Genomic DNA, 26313 nt, shown 5'->3' with positions numbered 1-26313 from the left:
ATGATGAATTATGATAAAGTTGAAGACACATTTTTCGAAGCTTTTGAAGGTAAATATGTAAGAGCTTTAATTACAGGACCTACCAAAGAAATTGTAAAAAGGGCAGCATATGATTCCACTTCTACACCAAGTGCAGTAATCGGCAGAGTAGAAGGAGGGGTTGAAGGATTTTTGGAAGAAAATGAAACTCCTGACGGAAGATATGGTGCAATAGTTCAATACTGGTTAGGTGGAGATGATGTCGAAAAGTTTGCATTTGAACTGTCCTACAGATTAAGACAGGATGTTTTGGTCAAACCGTTCACACGCATTTTTGATTATTCAGATTGTGAAAGCGATGAATATATTGAAATGATGGATATTGTAGGCCATTGTGGTGACGGATATGAATGGATTGTCGAAGAATATGGTAGAAAAATGATCAATGTTCCGATTGCGGTTCCTGATTTTCAAATTGAAGAGAAATTCAAAATCAATGATGGAACAATGGGTGGAAACTTTTGGTATTTATGTTCAACTCAAGAAGCAGTTCTCGAGGCGGGTGATGCAATCATCAATGCAATTATGGAAGTTGAAGGAGCTACAGCACCATTTGAAATATGTTCTGCCGCTTCAAAACCTGAAACTAATTTCCCTGAAATCGGACCTACCACCAATCATGTTTACTGTCCGTCCTTAAAGGAATCTTTAGGTGATGAATCAAAAGTTCCTGAAGGCGTAAATTATATTCCTGAAGTTGTAATAAATGCAATCAGTGAAGATGCAATGAATAAAGCAATTAAAGCAGGAATTGATGCTGCTTTGGAATTTGAAGGTGTTGTAAAAATATCTGCAGGTAATTTTGATGGAAAACTTGGAGATAAAAATATAAATTTATTAGATATCTTAAAATAAGGTTTTAAAATGGAAATTTATGATAATGATCTTAATGCGGAGATAATAGGATTCGGAGCTTTAAATGTTGACAGGCTCTACTCTGTAGATAAAATAGTTTCTCATGATGAGGAAAGTTTTATAACAAGCGAAACTGATACTCCTGGTGGTTCTGCAGCCAATACTATTGTAGGTTTAGCTCGTTTGGGTTGTTCAACATCAATTATTGGAAAAATAGCCGAAGATGATGAAGGCGACTTGATTGAATATAATCTGGCCGTTAATGGTGTTTATACAAACAATCTAATCTATTCTGAAAGCGGTTCAACTGGAAAGTGCATAGGTTTCGTGGATAAAAACGGTGAAAGATGTCTCTACATTTCTCCAGGGGTCAATGATGATATAAAAATTGGTGAAATAAATCCATTAAATATTATGAGATGCAAAATAATGCACTACACTTCATTTGTTGGGGATTCATTCAATACTCAAATAGAACTTTTGGAAAAACTCAGCAAAGAAACTCTGTTAAGTTTTGACCCTGGAATGTTGTATGTTGAAAAGGGATTCGATGAGTTAAAGCCTATTCTTGAAAGGACAGATATTTTGCTTATTAACGAATCTGAGTTAAGATTGTTGTGTAATAATGATTATGATGATTTAAAAGAATTAACTTTAGGTCTTTTGGACTTGGGAATTGATACTGTTGTCGTAAAACAAGGTTCTAAAGGTGTTTTTGCAATAAATAATTCTCAGGAATGTTTTGTTGAAGCATATGAATGTGAAGTTGTTGATACGACTGGTGCAGGAGATAGTTTTAACAGTGGATTTTTATATTCATTTTTAAAAGGATATGACCTTGAAAAATCTTGCCAAATTGGAAATTGGGTAGCCAGCAAAGCTATTCAAGGATTTGGAATGGAAAAGTTTCCTACTGCAAAAGAATTGGAGGAATTCTTTTAAATTATTTAAATAAATTAGTTAGTTGGTAATATTATGAAAGTATCTTTTATAAAACAGATGAAAAATTTGGAACGTGAAGTTCTTTTGAAATCTGTTGAATTAGATGATGACGGGGATGATTTCCAATTTGAGTTGGATGATTTTTCCACTCAGGAAGAAATTATCGCTGTTGCACCTAAATGTGTAAGATGTAATACCTGTGTTGAAGCATGTCCAGTTAATGCAATCGAACCAGCTAATATATTTAGAATAGCTAAAATAACTGATAAATGTGTAAAATGTGAAATTTGTGTACAGACTTGTCCAATTTCAGCCATTAAATTGATTGACAATTCAGTTATTTATGATAATGGGGAAGAAAGGGATGTTATTGAGTATAATCTAAGCAATGTCCGGTCTCCTCATAGAGTAGTTAGGATGAATAATATTTCAATTGACTATTCAATTGATAATAATTGGGATGATTGTGCTAATTTATGTCCTACAAATGCATTCACTCTTGAATTTAAAGAGTTCTTTGATGATTTGAATATGGATTTGGGCATTGATTTAATTGAAAATGAACTCTATCCATATATTAATGAGAAAATGTGTATCGGATGTGGGGCATGTGTTGAAATTTCACTAAATGACAATGCCGTTGAGCTTGATAGATATATTGGACCTATAATTCATAGTAGAAATATTGATATCAATCATGAATCTTGTGTAAATTGTTATTTGTGTGAAGAAAATTGCCCAACAGGGGCTATAGAATTAATCGATGGAGAAGTTGTCCTTGACAATGATAAATGTATCAGATGTATTGAATGCACTCATCATTGTCCTGTAGGGGCATTGAAAAGAATCGATATTGAATAAAAAATGGGGTTTTGTTATGAGAGCAAAAGAGTTAATGGATAAAGATTTTGTATATTTGAACTGTAATGATGGTGTTGTTGAAGTTTCTAAAGTAATGGAAGAGATTAGGCGTTTTACCTGTCCTGTTGTAAATGATGATAAACAGCTTGTTGGATGGGTAACATCTTTTGATATTACAAGAGGATTAAGGGAAGGAAATGAAAAAATTTCTGAAATAATGAGTGGTTATGAAGAGATTGCTACAGTTCATGAGATGGACCCTGCAAGAAAAGCGGTTCTCTTAACTGCAAACAATAAGTTTGTTACAGTGCCGGTTGTTAATGACAATAATCAGGTTATTGGTATGGTCAGGGCATGTGATATTGTAGAACTGCTGTCTGATTTGTATGATATTAAAGTTTATAAGTTATATGAGGCAATGCAGCATCAGCTAAAAGGAGTAACATGGGATGAATTGATGGCCGCATCTGCTCTGGTATCTAAAAAGACCACAGGCCAAAAGATTTCTGCAAAAGAATATGAAGAAAATATTATGCATTCCACATTTGGTGAAGCTATTTGGGCAACTGGGGGATTGGAAAAATTCTTTGCAGGTTTAATTTCTGTCGGTGAAATGGTTATTGCCAGAAGAGTAGGTAATGCAAGAAAATAATGGGATTTTGCATTATATGAATATTGAATGATGTTATATCTCTACATACCCCTGCCAATTAAGATAATTATTAATTGGTAAAAATACTCCATAACTTATATGATTGTGCAAAAATTAATGTTTTTCAATATTTCAAATTTCATTGACAATAGTGCTTGAATTTAATGTATTTTGTAAATCACAAAATAATGGTTTAAATTTAAAATGAATGCATTAACTGGATTGAATAGGTATTTCCACTATATTTTGTGATTTATATTTATTTATATTTTTTTATTTTTCTTTAAATTCGTTTTGCATAATTGACATATTTTAGTTAACATTTTTTTTTAAAAAATTTGAAAACATTCAAAATTTACCTGTTTTTTAATATTCTTAGCTATTTTAAGCGATTTAATTTTTAACAGGATTATACATTATTTTTATAAAGGATTAAAAACTAAATGTTAGTATAAATTAATTTTTTTGTAAGGCGGTTACAAATTATGCAAAAAGTAATAAATGCTCATTGTCATATTTATCCTGAAAAAATTGCTTCAAAAGCGGTTAAAGGAATTCGGGATTTTTATGATCTTGACATGTCGTTAAATGGTAAAGTTGACAATCTCATAGAAGATGGTAATAAAGTGGGTGTTGTTCATTATTTAGTTCATTCCGTTGCAACCACTCCAAAACAAGTAAGGTCAATTAATGAATTTATCAGCAATGTTGTAAAAGAGCGTCCTGATTTATTCACAGGTTTTGGAACCCTTCATCCTGATAGTGATGATATTGAAGGTGATTTTGAACATCTAATTGATTTGGGTCTTAAGGGAGTGAAACTTCATCCTGATTTTCAACAATTTGCCTTAAATGAAGATAAGGCTTTTAAACTTGGTGAAGTTATAAATGAAGGTAATGTTCCTGTCTTGATTCATTGTGGTGATTACAGGTATAATTATTCCAATCCCGAACAGTTAAAACCGTTTCTTGAAAAATTTCCAGATATGCTGGTAATTGGCGCTCATTTTGCTGGGTGGAGTGTTTGGGCTGAAGCAACAGAAAAACTTGCAGGAACTCCAAATCTTTATGTTGATTTGAGTTCCAGTTTATATGAATTGTCCCCACAAGATGCAAAAAAATTCATTTATAAATATGGTGTTGATAAGGTTTTATGGGGAACTGATTATCCTATGTGGGAAGCAGAAAATGAAATGGAACTTTTCCATAAAATCGGTTTGACTCCTGAAGAAGAAAATATGATATTATATGAAAATTCCGCAAAAATTTTAGGAATTCAATGATTATTGGTGAAAATATGTATTCAAAAACGAAATGGGCATTAATTTGTTTTATTTTAGTTTTATTCAATATGGCCGTTGTTTGTGCTAGTGATGTGAATTCAACAGGACTGGGAATAAACCAAGTTGATGATTCAATCGCAATTGATAACACTAATTTAAATGAATTAAATGCAGTAAATGATGTGGAGATATCTTCTTCACAAAATGATTCTAATTTAAAAGAATCAAATGATGATGTTCTTAATAAAAATTTAAATGATGATATTTATTCAGATTCAATTGGAAAAGAGAAATTAGACACAACTTTTACAGCTGTTAGTACAAAAGTTGTCAAAGGTTCTTACTTTCAGGTTTACTTAAAAGATTCAAATAATAATGTTATTAAAAATGCTAGTGTAGTTTTTACTTTGGATAAGAAGAATTTTAATGCTGTAACAGATTCTAATGGTATTGCAAGTCTCAAAATTTCAAAAAATATTGGGAATTATTCAGTAAAGGCTACATTTAAAGGAGATAATAAATATAATTCAGTTTCAAAAACATTTAAACTTGTTGTTCCAATGATAACTTCAATTCTTATTGGTAATGATAAGTTACTGACCAACGGATATTTGAAAATTTATCTGCAAAGTAATTATGCGTCAGCAGTATCCGGTAAAACTATAAAGATTACTGTTGGCGGTAAAAAATTCACTAAAAAGACAAATTCTGAGGGCGTTGTTGTAATTAAACCTAAATTAAGTACTAAAACTTATCTAGTTACAGTTACTTTTGCTGGAACCAGTGATACAGCTGAATCATCAGCATCCAAAAATGTCACCGGAGTAAAAGGTAATGTTAAAAGTCCTTTCTATTATTCTGTACCTTCTAAAAACGGTGTTCCTGATTTAGATTACATGCCTAGTAAATACATTATGGGTAATGAAAATGCTAAATACACTCTTTTAAAAGCCCAATATCTTTCTGTAATTAAAAGAGACAGTTACTGTTTGTTTTTAAAAAATAAATTGACTAAATATGTTTTATTTAAAACAAAAGCCGAACCTAAATATATTCATATGATTAAAAGAGAAAAATGGAATGTTATTGAAAGAGCACTTAATACTAGAATTGTTCTTAAAAATAAATACAATTATTGGCCTGTTCAAATTACTGCAAATTTAAAAGGAAAATCATATACCTATTCTGAAGTTAGGGATGTGCAGGATACAGGTTATACTTGCGGTCCGACATCATCCAGTATGTGCAGTCAAGTTTTAAGAAACTACGTCAATGAATGGCATTTGGGTGTAAAGTCAGGTACTAATTATTATGACGGTTCAAGTACAAGTGGTCTTAAAAGAGGATTAGAGAAATTTAATATGAAATGCACTGTTTACTATAAAAGTTCATTTTATTCTAAAGCGATTAAAGAACTTAAAAAAGGTGGATGCGCATTAATATTCCATACTTGGGGTCATTATGTGGCTGTTTTAGATATCAGCAGTGACGGTAAAAAAGTTCTAGTAGGTAATCCTTCAGGAGATTATGATCATGGAAGTCATAATATTCCAACAAATTGGATGACTGTAGATTACTTGTATAATCAGTTTAATGATTATGATACTTCTGGTTTGATTGTTAAACTTAAATATAGTCTAAGCAAGACCACTAAAACACAAGTCAAAAATTTTTACTCTAACATGGGCTCATGGTCTAGAGGAAATACAAATGAAAGAATTCCTCAAATTTAATTGGGGAACTTTTTTTACTTTTTTTTTTAATTATTTTTAGTTTTGCATGTCATGATACTTTTGTAGCAATATTGGTGACAAAAAATTTTTATAATATTTTATCAAGAAATATATTTTATGGCAAGGCAGGTCAATATTAATAAAGATGTCTCCATTTCTGAAATTCGTAAGGTTAAAAGGGATTTGCAAAAATTTGTGGATTTATATGAAAAAGTTACATTTATTGAAGAAATTTATTGCAACAATAGTGTTAAATCTGCTATGGAAAAAAGAGGAAAAACTGCTCAAACAGGTTATAAATGGGTTAAGGATTGGAATGAAAAGGGTTTTGATGGTCTGTTTAGAAAGGAAGGGTCTGGAAGAAATTCAAAATTGTCTGACCTTCAGTTTAAAGTTTTAAGAGAAAATGTTATCTTAAAAGGATTGTCTAGTGTTCAGGAAGTTAAAATGGAGATAAAAAATGAGTTTGGAGTTGTTTATTCCGAAAGACATCTTAGACGACTGATTTTTGATTTGGGTCTTGAAGATATGATTATTTCAAATCACATTAAATAATTTTAAATATGATTTTTTTTGTCCATTTTGTCCTTTTAGATAGTATTCTTCTAATCATATCTCATGTGGATATTATCTTTTTTACAAATACACTTTTTTATTAGTTTAATGTTCATTTTTAATATATTTTTTTTAAAAATTATTTATATAAATTAATTTTATATATTCTTTTTAATATAATTTATTGTGATAATTATTAGAGTGTATACTATGAATGTTAAATTAGATAGGGGAATGTCAACATTACTTGTTTTCATTGTTGCTGCAGCTATTTTAAGTGCTGCTCAGAGTGTGGTAACAACGGGTATTGCAGGAATCATGGCTGACTTTCATGTTTCTTCAACTACTGCCCAATGGATTTATTCATCATTCTTGTTGGTTTTAGGGGTTATGATTCCATTATCTGCTTATATTACTCGTCGTTTTAAAGTTAAAACTATTTTATTGTCTTCATTGGCTCTATTTTTGGTTGGGTCTTTATTGGCGTATGTGTCTCCGAATATTATTGTATTGATTATTGCTAGAGTTATCCAGGCTATTGGTTCTGGAATTTTGCTTCCGATTACTCAAATCGTGCTTTTTAAGGTTATTCCGGAGGAAAAATGGCAGGTTTATATGGGATTATTTGGTTTCATAATTGGAATTGCTCCTGCATTGGCTCCGACTGCGGGCGGAATGATTATTGATTATGTTGGGTGGAGATCCATATTTTTAATCTTTGCAGGCATGGTATTCATTTTAATATTGATTGCATTGGTTGTTGTTAAATTGGAATTTGAAACCGGCGATTATCCTTTGGATGTGTTATCCTTAATTTTATGTGTTTTGGCATGTGTTGGAATAATGCTTGGATTTTCAAACATTGCAGGATATGGATTTGATTTGGTTTATGTAATTTTACCAATTGTTGTAGGTACATTCAGTTTAATATTCTTTGTACGTCGCCAATTTAACATTAAGACACCATTGGTTGATTTACATGCTTTAAAAAATAAGTATTTCTTTTTTGGAACATTATTTTCAGCATTGCTCTATTTCACAATGTGTGGATTGAATGTTATAATGCCTTTGTTTGTTCAGACTGTCACTTCTCACAATGCAACAACTTCAGGTTTAATTTTGCTTCCTGCAACTCTTGTCATGATTGTATTTAATTTTGTAGGTCCTCTATTGGCTAATAAAATTGGTGTTAGAAAAGTATTAATCATGTCATGTGTCTTTTCGATTGTTGGTTATCTGATAATGATGACTTATGATTCAAACTCTTCTGTTGAATATATGGTCGTTACTCAAATAATAAGGGCTATAGGTGCAGGTTTGGGTTTAATGCCTGCTGTAACATGGACTATTGCAGTTGTATCCGGTGATGTGGAGGATGCGACAGCTATCAACAATACAGTAAGACAAATCATTGGTGCAATAGGATCTGCCGTTGCTGTGGTTTTAATGACTGTTTTTGCAGGAGGGGCACTGGCTCATAATCGTGTTTCTGTAGCAGCATTCGGACAGACCTCATTGGTCATGTCTATTCTGGCAGTTATTTGTTTGGTGATTGTAATATTATATATCAAAGATGAAATTCATGACTTGATGTAATTTCGTCTTATTCTTATTTTTTTATATTTACTTTCGATATTACTTTTTTATATATCATATTTTTATTGATATGATAAAATAGTTATTTTTGAATTAAATTAGTTTATTTTAATTAATTTAATTAAATATTTATTTTAATTTAAAATTAGTCAATAATATATACTATTAAATATTATATATTTTATATAAGATTAATTATCAATAATTAATTCTTACTAATCGATAGTAAAAGGAGGTGAAAAATGAGCAAGAAATCTTTTATTTTGGTACTGTTTGTATTGGTTATTATTAGCTTAAATTTCTGTGTTGCGCAGGAGGTTAATAATGGTACCGATGATGGTTCCGCAATAATGTCGGCTGAAAGTGTTAATTCAATTGCTCCTTCTGGCCAAACGGCTTTAAAATCATCATCTCCAATTAAAACCCAAATTGATGTTAAAAGCAATACTACCTTTGATGTTGTTGGAGATTATTTTAAAATTAAATTATCTGATGAAAATGGCGTTGCATTAAAAAATACTCAAGTTAAATTTGGTCTTGATGAGAAGACATTTACTAAAACAACAAACTCTAATGGAATAGCTTCTCTTCAACTAAATTTAAAGGATGGAACTTACAAAATTACAACAAAATTTTTAGGAAATTCCAATTTTAAATCCTCTTCAAAAACAGTTACAATAACAATGAGTAACACACGTATTGTGGATGCAGGATTGTCAAACTCTGAAATTCAAAAAATTATTGATAATGCAAAGGATAAAAATATTATTTTATTTAAGGGAAACACTTACTCAGATATTAATTTGGTAATCAATAAGCGTTTGACTTTAATCAGTAATTCAAATACAGTTTTAAAATCAAGTTCTGCAAATCCTGTAATCACTATTAAAGGCAAAAATTCTTCCTTAACCACAATTAATGGTTTTAAAATTCGAGGTAGTGGTGATGGAATAAAAATTGTTGATTCTGATTATGTAACTGTGGTTTCAAATGACATTTCAACAAATGGCAATGCTATTCTAGCGGCAGGAACAACTTATTTAAATATCACTAAAAATAGCATTGTTGAAAACTCAAAAAGCGGAATAGTAATTGCAAATGCCATTTCAACTTATATTTTTAACAATAAGATAAATGACAATGGAATCAATGGTATTGAATTGGCGAAATCTGATAAGGCTTATATCCATGGAAATTCTATTTTAAATAATGCTCAAAATGGTATTTTGACATCTAACAGTGTCAATGGTGTTAATTATGGTAGCGGACCGGAAAATCTCTACATTTCTAAAAATACTATAAATAATAATAAAATTAATGGTATTTACATTAAGAAAGCTGGAGATAATATTAACATTAAAGGAAATGTTATTCTACGTAATTCTGGTAATGGGATTTCCATTACTGATATTGGAAGTAATGTAATTCAATCCAATGAAATTGCATATAGTATTGTAGGAATTAAATTCAATGATGAATACTTAAAGCCTAAAAATCAGGATATCAGCTATAATGTAATTCATCATTCAAGCCATGTTGCCGTTGAGGCAAGGGATACCTATTACTATGATTATGGGGAGCCACTGGTAATCGGAGATAATTGGTTTACTGACGATAAATTGCTTTGTCCGAAAGTCAGGTCAAATAATATGAAATTCGTCGTTTCTCAAGTGGGTCCAAATACTTTCCAGGCAACTTTTTATGATTCTAAAGGAAATATTGCCAGTTTATTGCCAGATAGAACTTTAACCTATGAAATTGGCGGTCAAAAGTACACCATGACTTTGAGTGGTGGAACAGGAGTATTTAAAGTGGATGCAGCAAATGGAGATTTGGTAAAAGCAACTGTGGATAGTTCACATAGGGACAATACATATAATGAAGAGATTAAAAGTTCTTCAAATCCAACAAACGGTGTATCTCCAAGTTATGATTATCCTGACATACCATATGTGCCAGATGAAGGGATGGAAGGAGATTCTGGATCAGGGTCTGGTGGAAATGGTAATGGTAATGGCAATGGTGGAAATGCTAATTCAGGCAACGGCCAATCCTCACAGTCTGAGGATAATGTCGGAAACAGTACTAATGGTCAAAGAAGTGAACCTGCAGCGGGAGCCAATAATCCAGTAAATGATGCTGCAAATGCTTATGATGCCCAGGATGTGTCTTCACAGGCAAGTTCTTCTGAAGGGAATTCTGGCGGTTCTGGCAGTGCAGGTTCTCAAAAACAGTCTGTTGTCAAGCAAATAATATTTGATGAAGATGAATTTTATAAAGTTTCAGGCATTTTGTTTATCGTTTTGTTAATTATTTGCACAGTTATATTCTATTATCGTAAAGATATCTCTGAAATGATGTCTGAAATGTAAATTCTATCTTTTTTTCTATTTTTTTCTATTTTTATAATAAATTATTTAAGAGATTTTCAATAAATATCATATTATATCACCTTTGGAGGATTAATATGAATAAAAGTGATTTGAAAAGAGATTATTTTATGCTCAAAGGACCACTTGCTAAAAAAGGATATGATTGGTGGTGGCATTCTTTTACTGCATATAATAAGAAAACTGGTGAACCAAGACCATTTTTCATAGAATACTTTGTATGTAATCCGGCATTGGCTGAGGAGGAACCTACTTTAGGACAACTTCCTGAAAATAAAGCAGCCGGTAAAAAACCTTCTTATTGTATGATTAAGGCAGGTGCTTGGGGTAAAAATCCAAAGCAGATTCATAATTTTTACTCAATGAAATATTTTGACTGCCCTGACGATGAACTTAATATTCAAGTTGGAGACTGCAGTTTAACTGAAACTCATATGAGTGGATTTTCAAGAGTATCTGCTGAAGATGCTGAAAATCATCCTGAATACATGTCTGATGCAGGAGACATGATGTGGGATTTGGACATTGATAAACAAATCACATTTAATGTAGGTTATGGTGCAAGTTCTTTATTCAGAAAATTAAACTCTTTTGAAATGTTTTGGCATGCAGAAGGTATCAAAACACAATACAGTGGAACTGTATGGCTGGACGGCGAAGAATATGAAGTCATTCCCGAAAAATCTTATGGATATGCAGACAAAAACTGGGGAGGAGACTTTACTTCACCATGGCTTTGGATTTCATCATGTAATATAACTAGCCTAATTTCTGGAAAAAAATTAAACAACTCTGCATTTGAAGCTGGAGGTGGAAGACCAAAGGCATTTGGTATATCCATTCCTCGTAAATTATTAATCGGTTTCTACTATGAAGGAACAATGTATGAATATAACTTTGCAAGATTTTGGAACATGGTAAAAATCGATTTTGACTTTGAAGAGGGAGATGAAGTTCACACATGGCATATTAATGCAAGCAATAAGAACTCCAAAATGGAAATGGTGCTTTACTGTAAACGTGACGAAATGATGTTATTTAATTATGAAGCTCCCGACGGTCAAAAAAGACACAACCGTTTATGGAATGGTGGAAACGGTTGGGGTGAAATAAAACTATACAAAAAAGACGGAACTTTAATTGATCATGTAAAAATGGAAAATGCGGGATGTGAATACGGGGAGTATGATGACGAATGATATTCTCAGATATCCTTGCATTAATCATTGTATATATTTATGTTGCAGTAATTTTCGTTGTAGCTGAATTGGTTTTAAAGACAAGACCCGAAGTTTCACGTAAATTTTTACATATTATGGTAGGTAACATGATATTTGCCATGCCATTTTTCTCAGATCCTTGGGTAATGGTTTGGTTTTTGACACTGCCAATTACAGTAGTTCTATTCTTCTTAACTGAATATTCTCCTATTAAAATTCAAAACAGCGTAACCGAATCAGGGCATGCTTTAGGTTTATTCTTCTATGCATTGATATGGACAATACTGATTGCAATTTATTCCATGCTTTCACCAGCAAACGATCCTAAGTTTTTCATATGGATTGTAGCACTTGCTATTGTTCCTATGGTGTATGGTGATGGATTTGCAGCTTTAATCGGTCAAAAATTCGGTAAAGTTAAATACACAGTATTTGGGGGTACAAAATCTCTTGAAGGATCACTTACCATGTTTGTTGTAACAACTGTCATGAGTGTATTTGTATGGATGGTTTTTACTTCAATAGGATGTACAATGCCTGAATTCAATATTGTTTATATTATAGTGATTTCTGCTATTGCAACCCTTTGTGAAGCATTCAGTTATGGTGGAATTGACAATCTGACAGTTCCTGCAGTAACTTCAATTTTATATTATTTGGTAGCTGTAATGTAGCTGCTTTTTTCACTTCTATTTTTTTGCATTTCAGTAATCATAATTTGCATCTTGGTTGAGTTCATAACTAGACATTTATATATTCTTTAACTATGTATTATTAACGAGTTAAAGGAGCTAAATATCATGTCAGATAGTTTACGTGAAAGAGCAGAAAGAAGAGTCGATAGAAAAATAAAATTTTACAGAAATTTAAAAGCATATGTTATTGTAAATGCCATATTAGCAATTATTAATTGGTTATGCACTCCAGAATTTTGGTGGGTAATGTTTCCTGTATTTTTCTGGGGTATTGGAGTGCTGGTTGACTTTTTAAAAGCATATGTTTTAGTGGATAATTGGGATAGTGAAGATTTTCGTGAACGTAAAATCGAAGAAGAGATGATGAAATTAAGGAATTAAATCATGAAAGTAAATTTGTTTGTTTCAAGAGATATTAAAGAACCTCATGCAGATATTCATGCTAATGAACTGACGGATAATATTTCAAAAGCAATATCAATTCTTGAAAGTGATGAATCCAGTGAAATGATTGCAGTTAAAAAAGGATCTGATATTGCCCTTTTGGAATTCAATGAAATCTATATGTTTAGGGTTGAAGATAAGCAAGTTAAGGTGTATACTCAAAATGATGAGTATTTGATTAAAAAACCATTGTATCAAATTGATGAAGTTTTAAATAATGATTTTGTTAGAATATCCAAGACCACTATTGTAAATCTTAAAAGAATCGAACGTGTAGCGCCTTCACTTAAAGGAATGATGTTCATTGAGCTTAAAAATGGTTTGAAAGATAATATCTCAAGAAAATATTTACCTGACTTTAAGAATGCTTTGGATTTATAGGTGGGATTATGAAAATAGATTTAATTAAAAGATTGGCAATGGGTGCTTTTGTAGGTTGTTTTATAGGATTGTTGGTTGCAGTTTTTATTTCTCTTCAAGCAGGGCCTCAAAATATTAACTTTTCAGGCACTGATATAATTAATTTGTTCTTTGGTTGTATTGTTGCAGGATGGGGATTCTCATTAACTGGGATAATATATGAAAAAGAAGATTTGGCTTTGCCTTATCAAATCATTTTCCAAATGGGAATCGGGATGACAGTATTGTTTTTGGTTGCTGTATATCTTCACTGGATGCCGATAACATTGGGAATTGGTCCAATAATAACTTGGATTTTAATTGCTTGTGTATTTGCGGCAATATTTTGGTGTGGTTTTTATATTTACTATTATTTGCTCGCACGTAATTTGAATAAAAAAATAGTAAGCAAATAGTTATAATCTATTTGCTTTTCTTTGTTTTAGATATCCGATTAGGAATGCAATTAGAGCAATAATTACAAAAACGATAACTCCTATGTTTAAGGAACTGATGTTTTTTGATGGGGTGTGTTTTATTATTTCACTGGCTTTTGATTTTTGTGAATCTGAGCCCACATCACTAGTTCCATTTACTTGAATTGTATTTTCGCCGGATAGTGGCATGGTTGAAGTAACAATATTATTTTGATTGTTATTTTGTGAATTATTTGCCTTAATATTTTGATTACTGTTTTGTGGGTTGTCGGTAACAGTATTCTGATTATTAAGGTTGTTGTTCTCATTTGAACCCTTATTCATGTTGTTATTTTCAGTAGGGTTCTGATTATTATCTTCAGGAACATTGTCATCACTGTCAAAATATCCGCTTGGGAAGTAATCTTTTAATATGTCACTGTACCTATTTAATAAATCGAGATTCATTTCATTTAACAAATTGGACTTTTTAGTGCTGGTTACTTTACTTCTTTTTGTAACATGATTTGGATCAATAACCTCAGGGTCAGTTGGGTCTTCATCACCCCAATCGTTATCATTAAATTTTGTGAATAGCAATTTGGTTGCATTCCATTTAATAAATATTTCTTTTCCTAACGGCGATGTATTGTTTGTTATGAGATTATCATGAACATTTATTACTGTTAAGGCATCGAACATTGGCTGTTGGATGTAAAACGAACCACCAGTTTCATTTGAAGTATTGTTTACGATAAGCGAGTTAGTCAATGTAAGGTTACCTGAAACCATCACTGCTCCGCCGTTTGTTCCTCCTGTGTTATTCATGAAAATGCATCTGTTTATCACAGAATTGCTTGCCCAACTATAATATGCTCCTCCCCATTCATCTGCATGGTTGTACATGAAGATACAGTCCTCAACAGCACCATATCCATAAACACTTACTCTAATCGCACCACCATCTCTGCGAGCAGAATTTGCTATGAATACACTATTGTAAATATATGAATATGCGTAACATGTTGTTATTGCTCCTCCATCATGATCTGCATGATTGTTTAGAAATAATGAGTTGTTTACAAATAAATATCCTCTTTCACTTGCAGTTCCATAATTGGAAATTCCTCCTGCATTGGTATTGTTTAATGCAGTGTTATTGATGAAATTGCAATAGTCCACATAAACGTGTCCTGTTTCCATTGATATTGCACCGCCAAAGTTCAAGGTTAATCCATTAATAAATGTGATGTTTTTAAAACTGGCATGGACTGCATCGCTTCTTATAAGGAAAATGCTTGATTTGTTTTCTCCATCGATTATGATGTCTGAAGGATTTCCATTTCCTTGGAGTGTGAGATTTTTAGTAATTTCGATATTGTGGAGCTTGTATGTTCCAGGTGCTATTATTATCTCATCGCCATCATTGGCATTAATGATTTTATCCGCCAAATCTGTTGAGGAGTCTTTTAATTTCTCGTTGTTTGTGATTTCAAGGATATTGTCATCGTTAGTAATTGTGTTGTTATTTTCTAATGCATTAACACAATTAACTGATGTAAAAATCATTAATAGAAATATAACTGTAAAAATATGCTTATTTTTAATTTATTTCACCTCCATTAATAATTATTTAAAGAATAATTTCTTTAGTATTTATCTTTTTGTTATCTAGTATTATATAATTATATTCATGTCGAAGCTATTTTTTTCAAAATTCTTTTGATTTTCGTTAGATTATGATAAATGTTATGTATTTTTAGTCATCGTTATGTCGATTTTTTTAAATAATATTATCTTAATTTAAATGTTATTTTTTTGTATAAATGGAACAAATATTATATTTTTCTTTATATACTTATTTATAATATTTTTTTATATTCTTTTAATATTTTTAAAATATTTATTACGAGTTTTAACTATTTTAAATTATTTTTATTTTTCATCGATAAATAACAATGTTTATATTGAATAGTATGTAAATATATTATCGTACTGAAATAAAATTTATGTCGATTAGAGAAATGCAATTAGATTTATCTTAGTACATTATTTCAAAATTAATTAATGGAGAAAAAAAGAATGAATAAGAAGATATTATTATCCTTTCTTTTAGTTGTTTTAATCGCATTGTCTGCAAGTGCAGTTTCTGCAGAAAACACTACTGATGTTGTGGCTGCTGCTGATGCAACTGATGCAGTTGCTGTCGATAATGATGCAGATGAATTAGCTGCTGATGTTACCACTGAAGGTCAAACCGCAGATGCTATTCAAAATGCAGTTAATACAGCTAAAGCAGGAGATACAGTTAAATTAAATGGGGAATATATAATAAATGATTCATCAATCACTATTCAGGAAAAAGATGGCTTAACTATAGATGGTCAAGGTAGTACTACCATTTATGGTTACGGAGATGGAAACGGATTTTTCTATGTAACTAACAGTAAAGCTGTAACTATCAAAGGAATTACTTTCATTGACAACAACCCTAAAAACAATTTAACCTATGGTGGTTCTGTAAACGGTTGGGGTGTACAATTCAATGGTAATGATGCTGCTGGCGGTGTTGTGGACAATTGTACTTTCACTGACTTCAACCAAGCTGTTGTAGTTAAATCCTGTAACAACGTAACTGTTAAAAATAGTAAATTTTACGGCGGATATGCTACTAAACTTGTAAATGACCCTACAGTAAACAAAGAACAAGGTTCCAAAGTTATTGCTGTTGGAGGATCTTTCTTCACCACTATTCAAAACAACTTATTTGATGGTGTGGTTTTAGATGCTATTTCCATTGCACAAGCTAGTGGTGATGCAAGAATTATAGGAAACACTTTCAAAGATAATGTTTACTCTATCTTCTTTGGAGGAGCTTCTACTGATGGTACTTTCATTTCAAACAATATCTTCGAAAACTGTGGTTATTTCAACGGAACCTTCGATGGTCAACCTGTATACTGGGATGCATACCCTGTAGTAAGTATACAAAAAGCTTCCAGCGGTGTTTTTATTGACAACAATACTTTCAAAGCTATTACCAACAATTGGTTAATTGCTGCTGAACAAGGAAACACTGCTCACGGTTACCCAAGTACACTTGGTAACATTAATGTAACCAACAATAAAATTGTTAAATACAATAAGGATGAAGACATTTCCGGTGTAACCTTATTACACATTTTATGCAGAGCTGGATTATTAAACCCATATGATGACATTGCTGTAACTGGAAACGAATTTGTTGATGGCGTAACTCCTATTGTTGTATGGGCTAATGACTGGGGAAGTGAAGATAAAACTCCATCTGATATTGTAATTCCTGCAGCTGATCCTGTACAAACTCAAATTGCTATTACTTCTGTAGTGGCTAATAAAGTAACTGCAGTATTAAAAGATATCAACGGTAAAGCTATTGCATCTGAAAAAGTAACTGCTACTATTGCAGGTAATACTACTGATTTGGAAACTGATGAAAATGGTGCTGTAACTATTGATGCTGTTGCTGGTGAAAATGTGGCTTTCGCATTTGCTGCAACTAAAGCTTATGCTGCTTCTGAAGCAAATATTGATGTTCCTGCAGCTGCTAAACTCATTGCTACTACTATAGCAACTAATGATGTTTCAATTAAAGCACTTAATGCTGCTAAAGTTTCAATTGCATTAAAAGATGAAACTGGAGCTGCTTTAGCTAATAAAACTGTAGCTATTCTCATTGATGGTGAAACTGCTGGTGTTGTTCAAACTGATGCAAATGGTACTGTTACTTTTACAACTCAAAAATACTCTGCAGCTGGAACCCACAGTGTAGTTGCATACTATGCTGGAGATAATACTACTTCATCTTCTATTGATACTGCAACTATTAAAGTAACCAAATCAGCTACTACTTTAACTGCTGCAAAAGCTACTTTAAAAGTTAAAAAAGCTAAAAAAGTTAAAGTTACCTTAAAATCAGGTAGCAAATTAATTGCTAATAAGAAAATTACCATCAAAGTAAATGGTAAAACTTTCTCTGCTAAAACTAACTCTAAAGGTGTAGCTACTATCTCTGTTAAAGTTGCTAAAAAAGGTACTTTCACTGCTGTTGTTAATTTTGCAGGTGACAGCGCTTACAATGCAAAAACCGTAAAAGTAAAATACACTGTTAAAAAATAGATAAGTAATTTTATTACTTTTCTTTTCTTTTTTTTATTTTTTTCACATATCATGTTTTAAATTCATCAAAATTAATTCTAATCATGCATTTTTTTTATTAATATTTTTTGGGGTGATTAATATAAAAAACATTAACTTTGGAATTATTTTCTTATTGCTATTGTTAGTGATGATTGTTAATGTTGCTTATGCTGCTGATGCTAATTCCACTATTGGTTCTAATGTAAATAACTTTGATAATATCCAAAAATTAATTGATGAATCCAGTTCCGGCGATTCAATTTATTTGGAAAATCAAACGTATTTCGGTGATGGAACACCAATTTCAATCAAAAAAGACATTTCAATTTATGGGTCTAATTCCACACTCAATGCAAATGATAAATCAAATATTTTTGTTGTTTCTCGAAATGTTAATGTAAATATTATTGGATTGACATTCACTAACGGATATTCTGACGGTGTTGCGGGAGCTATAAGTAATGCTGGAAAGTTATCTATTGTTAATTCAACAATAATTAATACAAATTCAGAACGTGGTGCTATATATTGCTTCGATAAATCTGAATTGACAATTCAAAATTCTATTTTAACTAAAAACACTGCAATTTCTGGTGCTGCCATTGAAAATGACAATCCAAACGGAAATGTAAAAATCATAAACACCACATTCACGGATAATGTCTGTGAAGAAGGGGGTGCGATTTATAACATTTGGGGATCAATGCAGGTTTACAATTCTACTTTTATAAATAACATAGCACAGCGTGGTGGAGCGATTTACAACAATAGAGGCACGTTAAAGGTATACAATTCATTGGTATTTTCTAACATCTGTGACGATTTGGGTGCTGGAATTAAAAGTTGGGGAATTTGCGAAGTTTACGATTCAATAATTGTTAACAACACCAACACCAAAAAGCAGGGCGGTGGATTTTATGTTTCTGAATTTAGCTTGAAAATCCAAAATTGTCTTGTTGAAAATAATACTGCTGTTTGGGGCGGTGGGGTATATGTTGAAGCAAAGGCTAGCTTGAATGTCATTAATTCCACATTAACACGCAATGCTGCCGAACGTGGAGGGGGTATTGATTTAAATCAGGGAACTTTAACATTGTCTGATTCTACCCTATCAAATAATCTTGCATTAGGAGAAGGAGGGGCTATTCGCTGTAGTTTCATGTCTTCTCAAATTCAGAATTCTGTAATTGAAAATAATGTTGCAAAAGTTGGTGGTGGAATTTATATTGATGGTGTTGACGTTAATATCATAGAAACTCAATTGAACAATAATTCTGCAAACGATGGTGGAGCATTTTATAATACTGGAAAGTTATCATTGAAAAATATTAGTTTAAATAATAATAAAGCCAGTTCCGGTGGAGCAATTTACAGTACTCAGGATTTAACTATTGCTCAAATGTTTGCCAGTAAGAACATTGCTTCTATAAATGGTGGTGTTATTTACAATACTGCAAAGTTAGATGTTGATAAGTTAACTGCCAATGAGAATGAAGCTTATTTCGGTGGCGCAATATACACGAATAATGTAATTAAAGTCAATAACTCTATATTTAGTTCAAATAAGGCATCAGAAGCAGGTGCAATTTATGCAGTGCGGGATTTAACAATAGAAAATTCCCAATTTTCAAATAATAAAATCACTCGTAAGGGAGGAGCATTATCTGTTAATGGAGGAAATGTTATAATTGCAAATTCATTATTTGAATTGCATAATGGTGCTGATGAAGGTGGATGCATATATAACTATAATGCTTGTGTATATGTCAACAATTCTCAGTTTATTTCAAATAAAGCCAAAAGCTATGGTGGAGCTATTGATAATGGAGGGCGTTTGACAATTGAAAACTCATTATTCAATAATAATCTGGCTTATGGGGCAGGATCTATTGATAATGGAGGACAATTGGATATAATCAATTCGAATTTCACCAATAATAATGCAACTAAAAATGGTGGGGCCATTGACAATAAAGGAAACATGACTGTAACCGGTTCAATATTTGAAAATAATATTGCTGAAGGAGAAGGTGGAGCGATAATTGCAAGAAGAAATATGGTTGTTTCCCATTCAATCATTGTGAATAATTGTGATTCCAATGGTTATGCTATATTTAACAGTACTTGGGATAATGTGTCTGTTAATAATAATTGGTGGGGATCAAACAATCCTGATTTTGATAAATTATTGAATTTCAATACTTCAGATGATTTCAATTGGATCTTAATGAGTTTTTCAAATTCCACTAAATTAATTCAAGACAAATCCGCAGACATAATTGTTACTTTTAATGAAGTAATTGATAAAAATGGGGATGTTTTAAAACTGGACTTATGTGGGAAATTACCAATATTTAAAGTTAGTTTATCTACTGGGGATGTTTTATCTGTTAAAAATGGAAATTTGACTACGTCAGTTTCTATTCCAAAAATCAATGTCCTAAAAGCCACTTTTAGTAATGAAAGTATTTCATTAACTGTTGATATTAATCCGGATATTATTAAAAGGATTATTGAAAATAAGAATGTTTTCGTTGATTATAGTGGAAAAGCTACATTTAAAGTTCGTGTTATCGGTGATGATGGAAAAGCGGTTGGAAAAGGCATTGCAATAACAATGAAAGTTGGCAAAACTTGCTATAAGGTTACAACTGACAAAAATGGATACGCAACAAAGACATTTGCTTTTGTCCCTGGAAAATATACTATAGTAAGCTCATACAAGGGGTATAGTGTTAAGAATACTTTAACAATTAAAAAAGTATTGTCTGCTAAAAGCAAGACTTCTAAAAAAGCTAAAAAGATTAAGTTTACTGCAGTTCTAAAATCATCAAAAGGAAAAGCAATTGCTGGGAAAACTGTCAGTTTCAAAATCAAAGGTAAAACTTATTTGGCTAAAACAAACAAGAAAGGAATTGCAACAGTTAATTTTAAAAATTTAAAAGTTGGTAAATATTCTGTCATTGTTAAATATCTAAAATATCAAGTTAAAACTACATTAAAAGTAAAAAAATAATTTTTTCGATATTATTAATTTTTCATTATGATAAATTGTAATGTCTTATTTTTTATTTTTTTCACAAAAAAATAGAAATATATTAAATATATCGATAGTATATAATTATATATTGAAAAATAATTCAATTTTAAAAATAATAATATGGGCAATAAAATGAAATTTAAAAATTATATATTAATATTATCATTTATATTAATGTCATTAATCTTCATTGGTTCAGTTACTGCTTCTGATGATGCAGATTTGATGAGTTTAAATTCATCAGATATTGAACTGAACACTATTGATGATAGTAATTTAAATAATGAACTTGAACTTTCACAGGATGATAATTCTGTTTTGAGCGAACCTCAAACAATTGTCGTTGAGGAAGTTGATAAAAATCACAATGAAATGACTTCACCTACAATTCAAAAGGCAATTGATGGTGCAAAAACTGGAGATACAATTATAATTGAAGGAACAAGCTATGTTCACTGTCACTTTGTTGTTGACAAACAGTTAACAATCAAAAGTAATGTGAATACGACAATGGAAGTGTGTCCTGGAAGTTCTGTAGGATCTGGTTATAAAGGAATATTTTATATATCTCCAAAGGCCAGTGGAACTGTAATTGAAGGATTTGCATTGACAAGTGATGTAAGCAATGACAATGATTATGCCATTTTAGTTAGTGGAGCCAGTGATGTGGTAATAAAGAATTGTAAAGTGTCAAATACTGGTTATTCTGACATTGTAAGAATAGAAAATGCGCAAAATGCTGTTGTTCAAAATGTAACTCTGTCAAATGGTGAAAATGCAATTAGGATTAAAAATTCCCAAAATGTTAATGTTAAAAATTGTACTGTTGAAAACACTAAAAATGGAATAAATGTCATTGATTCTTCTCAAATTAAGATTAATGACAATAACATTTTTAATAATAAGGTTTCAGGAATCTCTTTTTCAGGAAATGGTAATGATTTAACAGTCATTTACAATAACTTAACTGATAATGGAGATGGATTGAGAATTACTGCTCCTGAAAATGTGCATATTTTAAGTAATTACATTGCATTTAATAAGAATAACGGCGTTTATATAGACAATAATGTGACTTACATTGAAGTTAAAGGTAATTTCTTCAATCAAAATATTAAATGGGATGTTTTCAATGATTTCCATGTAAAAAATTTGAAATACAATGGAAATGAAATTGAAGTCATTACCAACAACTACATGATCAATTATGGATTCGGCAGTGGAGATATGGACAGGCCGGTATGGACCCAAATGTATGAATATAGGCCTGGAACATCATATGCTGATTACGCTTACGATGCCGCAAAGGATGTTTTCACCTATGTCGGCGAAGGAAACGGGGATTATTATGGTCATCAGGATGTGATGTTTTTAGGATACGTTTTTGACATAAACAATTTCCTTGCATGCCCTAATATTTATTCTTCTCCTGGGAAAATTTGGTCTAAAAGCGGAAATTATCAATTGTACCTAAGTGAGATAAAACAGGTTAAAAAAGGAGTTTATTCAATTTCAATCGTTGATGAAAACGGAAATATTGCAACAGATTTGAGTTCAGTTCCTGTTTCATTTTACATGAATAAGGCTACTAAAAGTTCAACACCTCAGGATGGGGATTTATACAAAACAGTCATGATGAAAAACGGTACAGCAACAGTAACATTTTCTTTGGATGATTTTAATGAAACCGGCAATGTTGTAACTGTAGTGTTGCCAACACCGGGAAATACTATTGACAGCAAGATATCAAAGACATTTGCTGTAAATGATTCTGACATTCCTGGAAATCCTATTGCCACCAAAATTATTTCATCAAATGTTAATATGGTTCCAAATGTTGCTGAAAACTATATTGCAACATTAAAAGATGAATCTGGCAATGTATTGGCTGGTCAAATAATTGTCTTTACAGTAAACGGTAAAACTTACACTAGAACAACTGACAAGAACGGTCAGGCTAAAGTTTCATTAAAATTCACTTCTCAAAAAACTTATAAGATTCAAATTAGTTTTGCTGAATCTGATGACTATTTGGCATCCGCCAAAACAAGCAATATCGTAGTTAAATATTCTTCAAAAACAGCAAAATTAACAGTTCCTACTGTCACAATTCCTCCAAAAACTTCAAAATCATATAAAGTAACTTTAAAGGATGCAGACGGTAATGGAATTGCAAAACAAAAGATTACTGTAAAAATTAATGGTAAAACTTATACCAAAACAACCAATTCCCAAGGCCAAGTCGCAATCAAAGTCAAATTCGCAAAATTGAAAACTTACAAAGTAACTGCAACATATAAAGGAAGTAAAATTTATAAAAAAGCATCTTCAAGTGGTAAAATTAAGGTGGCTAAAACTGTTACTAAAATAACTGCTCCAAAAGTATCAATACTTCCTAAGCAGTCAAAAGCCTATACAATAGTTTTGAAAACAAGTGCTGGAAAATCATTATACAAGCAAAAGGTAACCATAAAACTCAATGGCAAGACTTACACCAAAAAGACTAACTCTAAAGGAAAAGCTAGTGTATCTTTCAAATCATCAAAAGAAAAGACTTATGCTGTCAGTGTCAGTTATAAAGGAACTGGAATTTACAAAGCATCAAAGGCTACAGGTAAAATAACTGTTTCAAGAATTGTTACTAAAATTAGTACTGTCGATAGAACATATGCAAAAGATGCTGCAAAAGAGTTCCAAATAACTTTGAAGGATAAGTCCGGTAATGTTATTTCAAATCAAAATGTTAAATTGATTTTTGATGGAAAAACATATACTAAAAAGACAACTTCATCAGGTAAAGCTACCGTCGATGTTTCCTCTTTAAAAGAAGGGTCTTACACTATTGTAACAAAATATGCTGGAAATAGCAAATACAAAGCCAGTTCCAAGTCAAATAAAATAACTGTTACTGAAAAAACTAATACTTCCTATGTGGATAAGGGGCTTGCAAATTCGGATATTGAAAGTATTTTGAACAATGCCAAATCAGGGGATTCCATTGTATTTTTAGGTGATTCATATAATGGTGTTTCATTAAATGTGGATAAGTCATTGAATATATTATCTGAGGACAATACTATATTGGCAGCTAAATCTGGAAGTCCAGTATTTAAGATTTCTTCAAATGGTGTGAATATATCAGGTTTTGTCATTAAGGGAAATTCCGGCAACGCTTTGGTGCTTGAAGGTGCAAACAATGTTTTGATTAAGGATAATTCTTTCATCAACGCTTTGGACGAATCCAAAATTGAAAGCTATCTTGATGGATCTGTAATGTTGCCTGGTTATGGAGTATCTATTTCTAATTCCACTAATGTTAATTTATTGAAAAATCATATGTCTCAATTTGAAAGTGCTATATTTGCTCAATACTCTTCAAACATAGGTATAATTAACAATACATTAAAAGAAAATAACTATGGTATCAAATATGGTTTTGGTGTTGCCAATAGTCAAATACTTGAAAATGAAATATCTGACAATATTGGTCTGTATATTATGACAGTCCCTGAAGGTCCGACTGGCTATGGTATATATTTAAACAATTCTGCTGTTAATGTCACTGTCAATAAGAATCACATTGCATATAATCATTTGGGAATTTCTATTGATTCAAACTACTCAACAGGCATTGTAATTACTCAAAATACCATTACTGATAATGTTCTGGAAGGAATCAGGTTTAATGCAGGATATGATTTGGCTGAAAATGCAGTTGAACCGATTGTGACTGATAATGCGATTTACAGAAATGCAAGAGGTCCGAGCATGATGATTTTAGGGGAACTAAGCGCTAATCCTGAAGGAATATATGGTGGAGGATTATTTAATCCTGAAGAAAGATTAAAGCTTGATGCAAATTGGTACGGTACCAATTCTTTAAAAACTTGGGATTATGATACGGGAGTGGTTGGTTACGGAACAATGTGTCCTAGAATCAATACTACTGCAATTTACTTTAAAGAAATCGTATGCACTACTCCTGGAAGCTATAATGTAACATTTTACAAAAATGGTGAAATGGCTTCAAATCTTGCCACTTTTAATCTTCATGCTACATTAAATAGGGGAACAGAAAAGCAGGTAGAAGTAATATTTGATGTTGTTGGAGGTGTCGGTTCATTCAACTTCAATTCTCAAAACTATAAACCTAACAATAACACCATTGAAATTTCAATCGGCTCTTTGATTTATTCAACTTCTCGTGTGTTTAAGCCTACCTATTCATATGTTGTTCCCGAAGACGAAATTTTAAGATAAACATGTTTTTTGCATGTTTTTACTTTTTTATTTTTTTTCATATACACTATCCAAATAATTTTTATCTATTTTCAATCTATAATCCCTAATGTTAATGTTGGCATTTTTTAAAATCATCATGTTTTCATTAACTATTAAAATAATCGATTGTCTATTTGTTTTAATCGATTTGACTTTTCAACCATTCTATGATTTTCAGGATTTGTTTCAAATAAGAATTTGTAATAAATTATCAACGATATTTTTTAGTATTTATCTAAAATAATTTATAAAAATTATTTTTATTAATTTATTGGATAGTTACTAATATATTTTCAATTTTAATCTAATATAAAAATTATTTGATATCTAATTGAATATTTTAGAAAAATTATTAAATAACTTTGTTAATATATATTCTTATCGAGTTTATATTTTGGGGGTTTTAAATGGATAAGAAAATTAAAATAATCATTCTTTTATTGGTAATTTTAGTCGTAGCGGGAGTAGCTACTCACTTGTTTTTATCTCCTTCGACTGTAGAAAGTAAAGGATCCAAAAATGTCACTGATATGATTAACAGATCAGTGGAAATACCTGCATCTGTAAGCAATGTTGTGGCTACAAGTCCGCCAATGACAACTGTGTTATATATGATTGCACCGGATAAGCTGAAAGCTGTCAACTTCCAATGGACTGATGATGAGTTAAAATATGTGCCTAACCAATACCATAATTATCCTGTTGTTGGTGGGTGGTATGGTTCTCAAGATGG

At 31.4% G+C, this 26313-nt stretch carries 18 protein-coding genes and 1 pseudogene; 18 read left to right on the top strand and 1 reads right to left on the bottom strand.

What is annotated here, in order from left to right:
- Positions 1 to 3: 3 nt before the first annotated feature.
- The 14 genes from QZN45_RS06045 (at position 4) to QZN45_RS05980 (ending at position 14080) form a co-directional block, all read left to right on the top strand.
- Positions 4 to 894, top strand: coding sequence for a formylmethanofuran--tetrahydromethanopterin N-formyltransferase (locus tag QZN45_RS06045; protein WP_292605637.1), 891 nt, complete (start codon positions 4 to 6; stop codon positions 892 to 894).
- 9 nt (positions 895 to 903) lie between these two features.
- The gene (locus QZN45_RS06040) at positions 904 to 1836 is read left to right on the top strand and encodes a carbohydrate kinase family protein (protein WP_292605635.1); all 933 of its coding nucleotides are present in this window, start codon (positions 904 to 906) and stop codon (positions 1834 to 1836) included.
- A 33-nt stretch (positions 1837 to 1869) separates the two neighbouring features.
- Positions 1870 to 2697: a 4Fe-4S binding protein gene (locus QZN45_RS06035; protein ID WP_292605633.1), complete on the top strand. Its 828-nt coding sequence runs from the start codon at positions 1870 to 1872 to the stop codon at positions 2695 to 2697.
- 16 nt (positions 2698 to 2713) lie between these two features.
- Positions 2714 to 3349, top strand: coding sequence for an HPP family protein (locus tag QZN45_RS06030; RefSeq protein ID WP_292605632.1), 636 nt, complete (start codon positions 2714 to 2716; stop codon positions 3347 to 3349).
- A 485-nt stretch (positions 3350 to 3834) separates the two neighbouring features.
- Complete coding sequence (locus tag QZN45_RS06025) at positions 3835 to 4632, top strand: amidohydrolase family protein (RefSeq protein ID WP_292882172.1); 798 nt, start codon at positions 3835 to 3837, stop codon at positions 4630 to 4632.
- Positions 4633 to 4646: 14 nt separating this feature from the next.
- Positions 4647 to 6365: an Ig-like domain-containing protein gene (locus QZN45_RS06020; RefSeq protein WP_292882175.1), complete on the top strand. Its 1719-nt coding sequence runs from the start codon at positions 4647 to 4649 to the stop codon at positions 6363 to 6365.
- A 117-nt stretch (positions 6366 to 6482) separates the two neighbouring features.
- On the top strand, positions 6483 to 6920 hold the full coding sequence (locus tag QZN45_RS06015) for a helix-turn-helix domain-containing protein (protein ID WP_296811867.1): 438 nt from the start codon (positions 6483 to 6485) through the stop codon (positions 6918 to 6920).
- 210 nt (positions 6921 to 7130) lie between these two features.
- A complete protein-coding gene (locus QZN45_RS06010) occupies positions 7131 to 8516 on the top strand; it encodes an MFS transporter (protein WP_296800603.1) in 1386 nt (461 codons plus the stop codon).
- Between the two features lie 242 nt (positions 8517 to 8758).
- Positions 8759 to 10888, top strand: a complete 2130-nt coding sequence (locus QZN45_RS06005; RefSeq protein ID WP_296811865.1) for a nitrous oxide reductase family maturation protein NosD — start codon at positions 8759 to 8761, stop codon at positions 10886 to 10888.
- Between the two features lie 95 nt (positions 10889 to 10983).
- Complete coding sequence (locus QZN45_RS06000) at positions 10984 to 12105, top strand: tocopherol cyclase family protein (protein WP_292605621.1); 1122 nt, start codon at positions 10984 to 10986, stop codon at positions 12103 to 12105.
- A complete protein-coding gene (locus tag QZN45_RS05995; protein ID WP_292882180.1) occupies positions 12102 to 12800 on the top strand; it encodes a diacylglycerol/polyprenol kinase family protein in 699 nt (232 codons plus the stop codon). The genes QZN45_RS06000 and QZN45_RS05995 overlap by 4 nt, the downstream gene beginning before the upstream one ends.
- A 126-nt stretch (positions 12801 to 12926) precedes the next feature.
- A complete protein-coding gene (locus QZN45_RS05990) occupies positions 12927 to 13202 on the top strand; it encodes a 2TM domain-containing protein (protein WP_292605617.1) in 276 nt (91 codons plus the stop codon).
- Positions 13203 to 13205: 3 nt separating this feature from the next.
- Positions 13206 to 13646 carry a LytTR family DNA-binding domain-containing protein gene (locus QZN45_RS05985; protein ID WP_296811862.1) on the top strand — a complete coding sequence of 147 codons (441 nt, stop codon included), beginning with the start codon at positions 13206 to 13208 and terminating at the stop codon, positions 13644 to 13646.
- Positions 13647 to 13654: 8 nt separating this feature from the next.
- Positions 13655 to 14080, top strand: a complete 426-nt coding sequence (locus QZN45_RS05980; protein ID WP_292605614.1) for a DUF3021 domain-containing protein — start codon at positions 13655 to 13657, stop codon at positions 14078 to 14080.
- Here QZN45_RS05980 and QZN45_RS05975 read toward each other — a convergent pair whose 3' ends face one another.
- Positions 14081 to 15649, bottom strand: a complete 1569-nt coding sequence (locus QZN45_RS05975; RefSeq protein WP_296811858.1) for a hypothetical protein — start codon at positions 15647 to 15649, stop codon at positions 14081 to 14083.
- 513 nt (positions 15650 to 16162) lie between these two features.
- Here QZN45_RS05975 and QZN45_RS05970 point away from each other — a divergent pair.
- The 4 genes and pseudogenes from QZN45_RS05970 to QZN45_RS05955 all read left to right on the top strand — a co-directional run.
- Complete coding sequence (locus tag QZN45_RS05970; protein WP_296811855.1) at positions 16163 to 18238, top strand: Ig-like domain repeat protein; 2076 nt, start codon at positions 16163 to 16165, stop codon at positions 18236 to 18238.
- Between the two features lie 112 nt (positions 18239 to 18350).
- A complete protein-coding gene (locus QZN45_RS05965; RefSeq protein ID WP_296811853.1) occupies positions 18351 to 21275 on the top strand; it encodes a hypothetical protein in 2925 nt (974 codons plus the stop codon).
- A 198-nt stretch (positions 21276 to 21473) separates the two neighbouring features.
- Entirely contained in the window at positions 21474 to 25559 is a 4086-nt protein-coding gene (locus QZN45_RS05960; protein ID WP_296811851.1) for a right-handed parallel beta-helix repeat-containing protein, read from the top strand.
- A gap of 428 nt (positions 25560 to 25987) precedes the next feature.
- Positions 25988 to 26313 (top strand): annotated as a pseudogene (locus QZN45_RS05955) (iron ABC transporter substrate-binding protein); the annotation flags it as partial.

It is taken from the genome of uncultured Methanobrevibacter sp. (assembly GCF_900314695.1).
GTDB lineage: Archaea > Methanobacteriota > Methanobacteria > Methanobacteriales > Methanobacteriaceae > Methanocatella.
The sequence above is the reverse complement of the archived record's forward strand: the minus strand, read 5'-3'. Positions and strand labels throughout refer to the sequence as shown.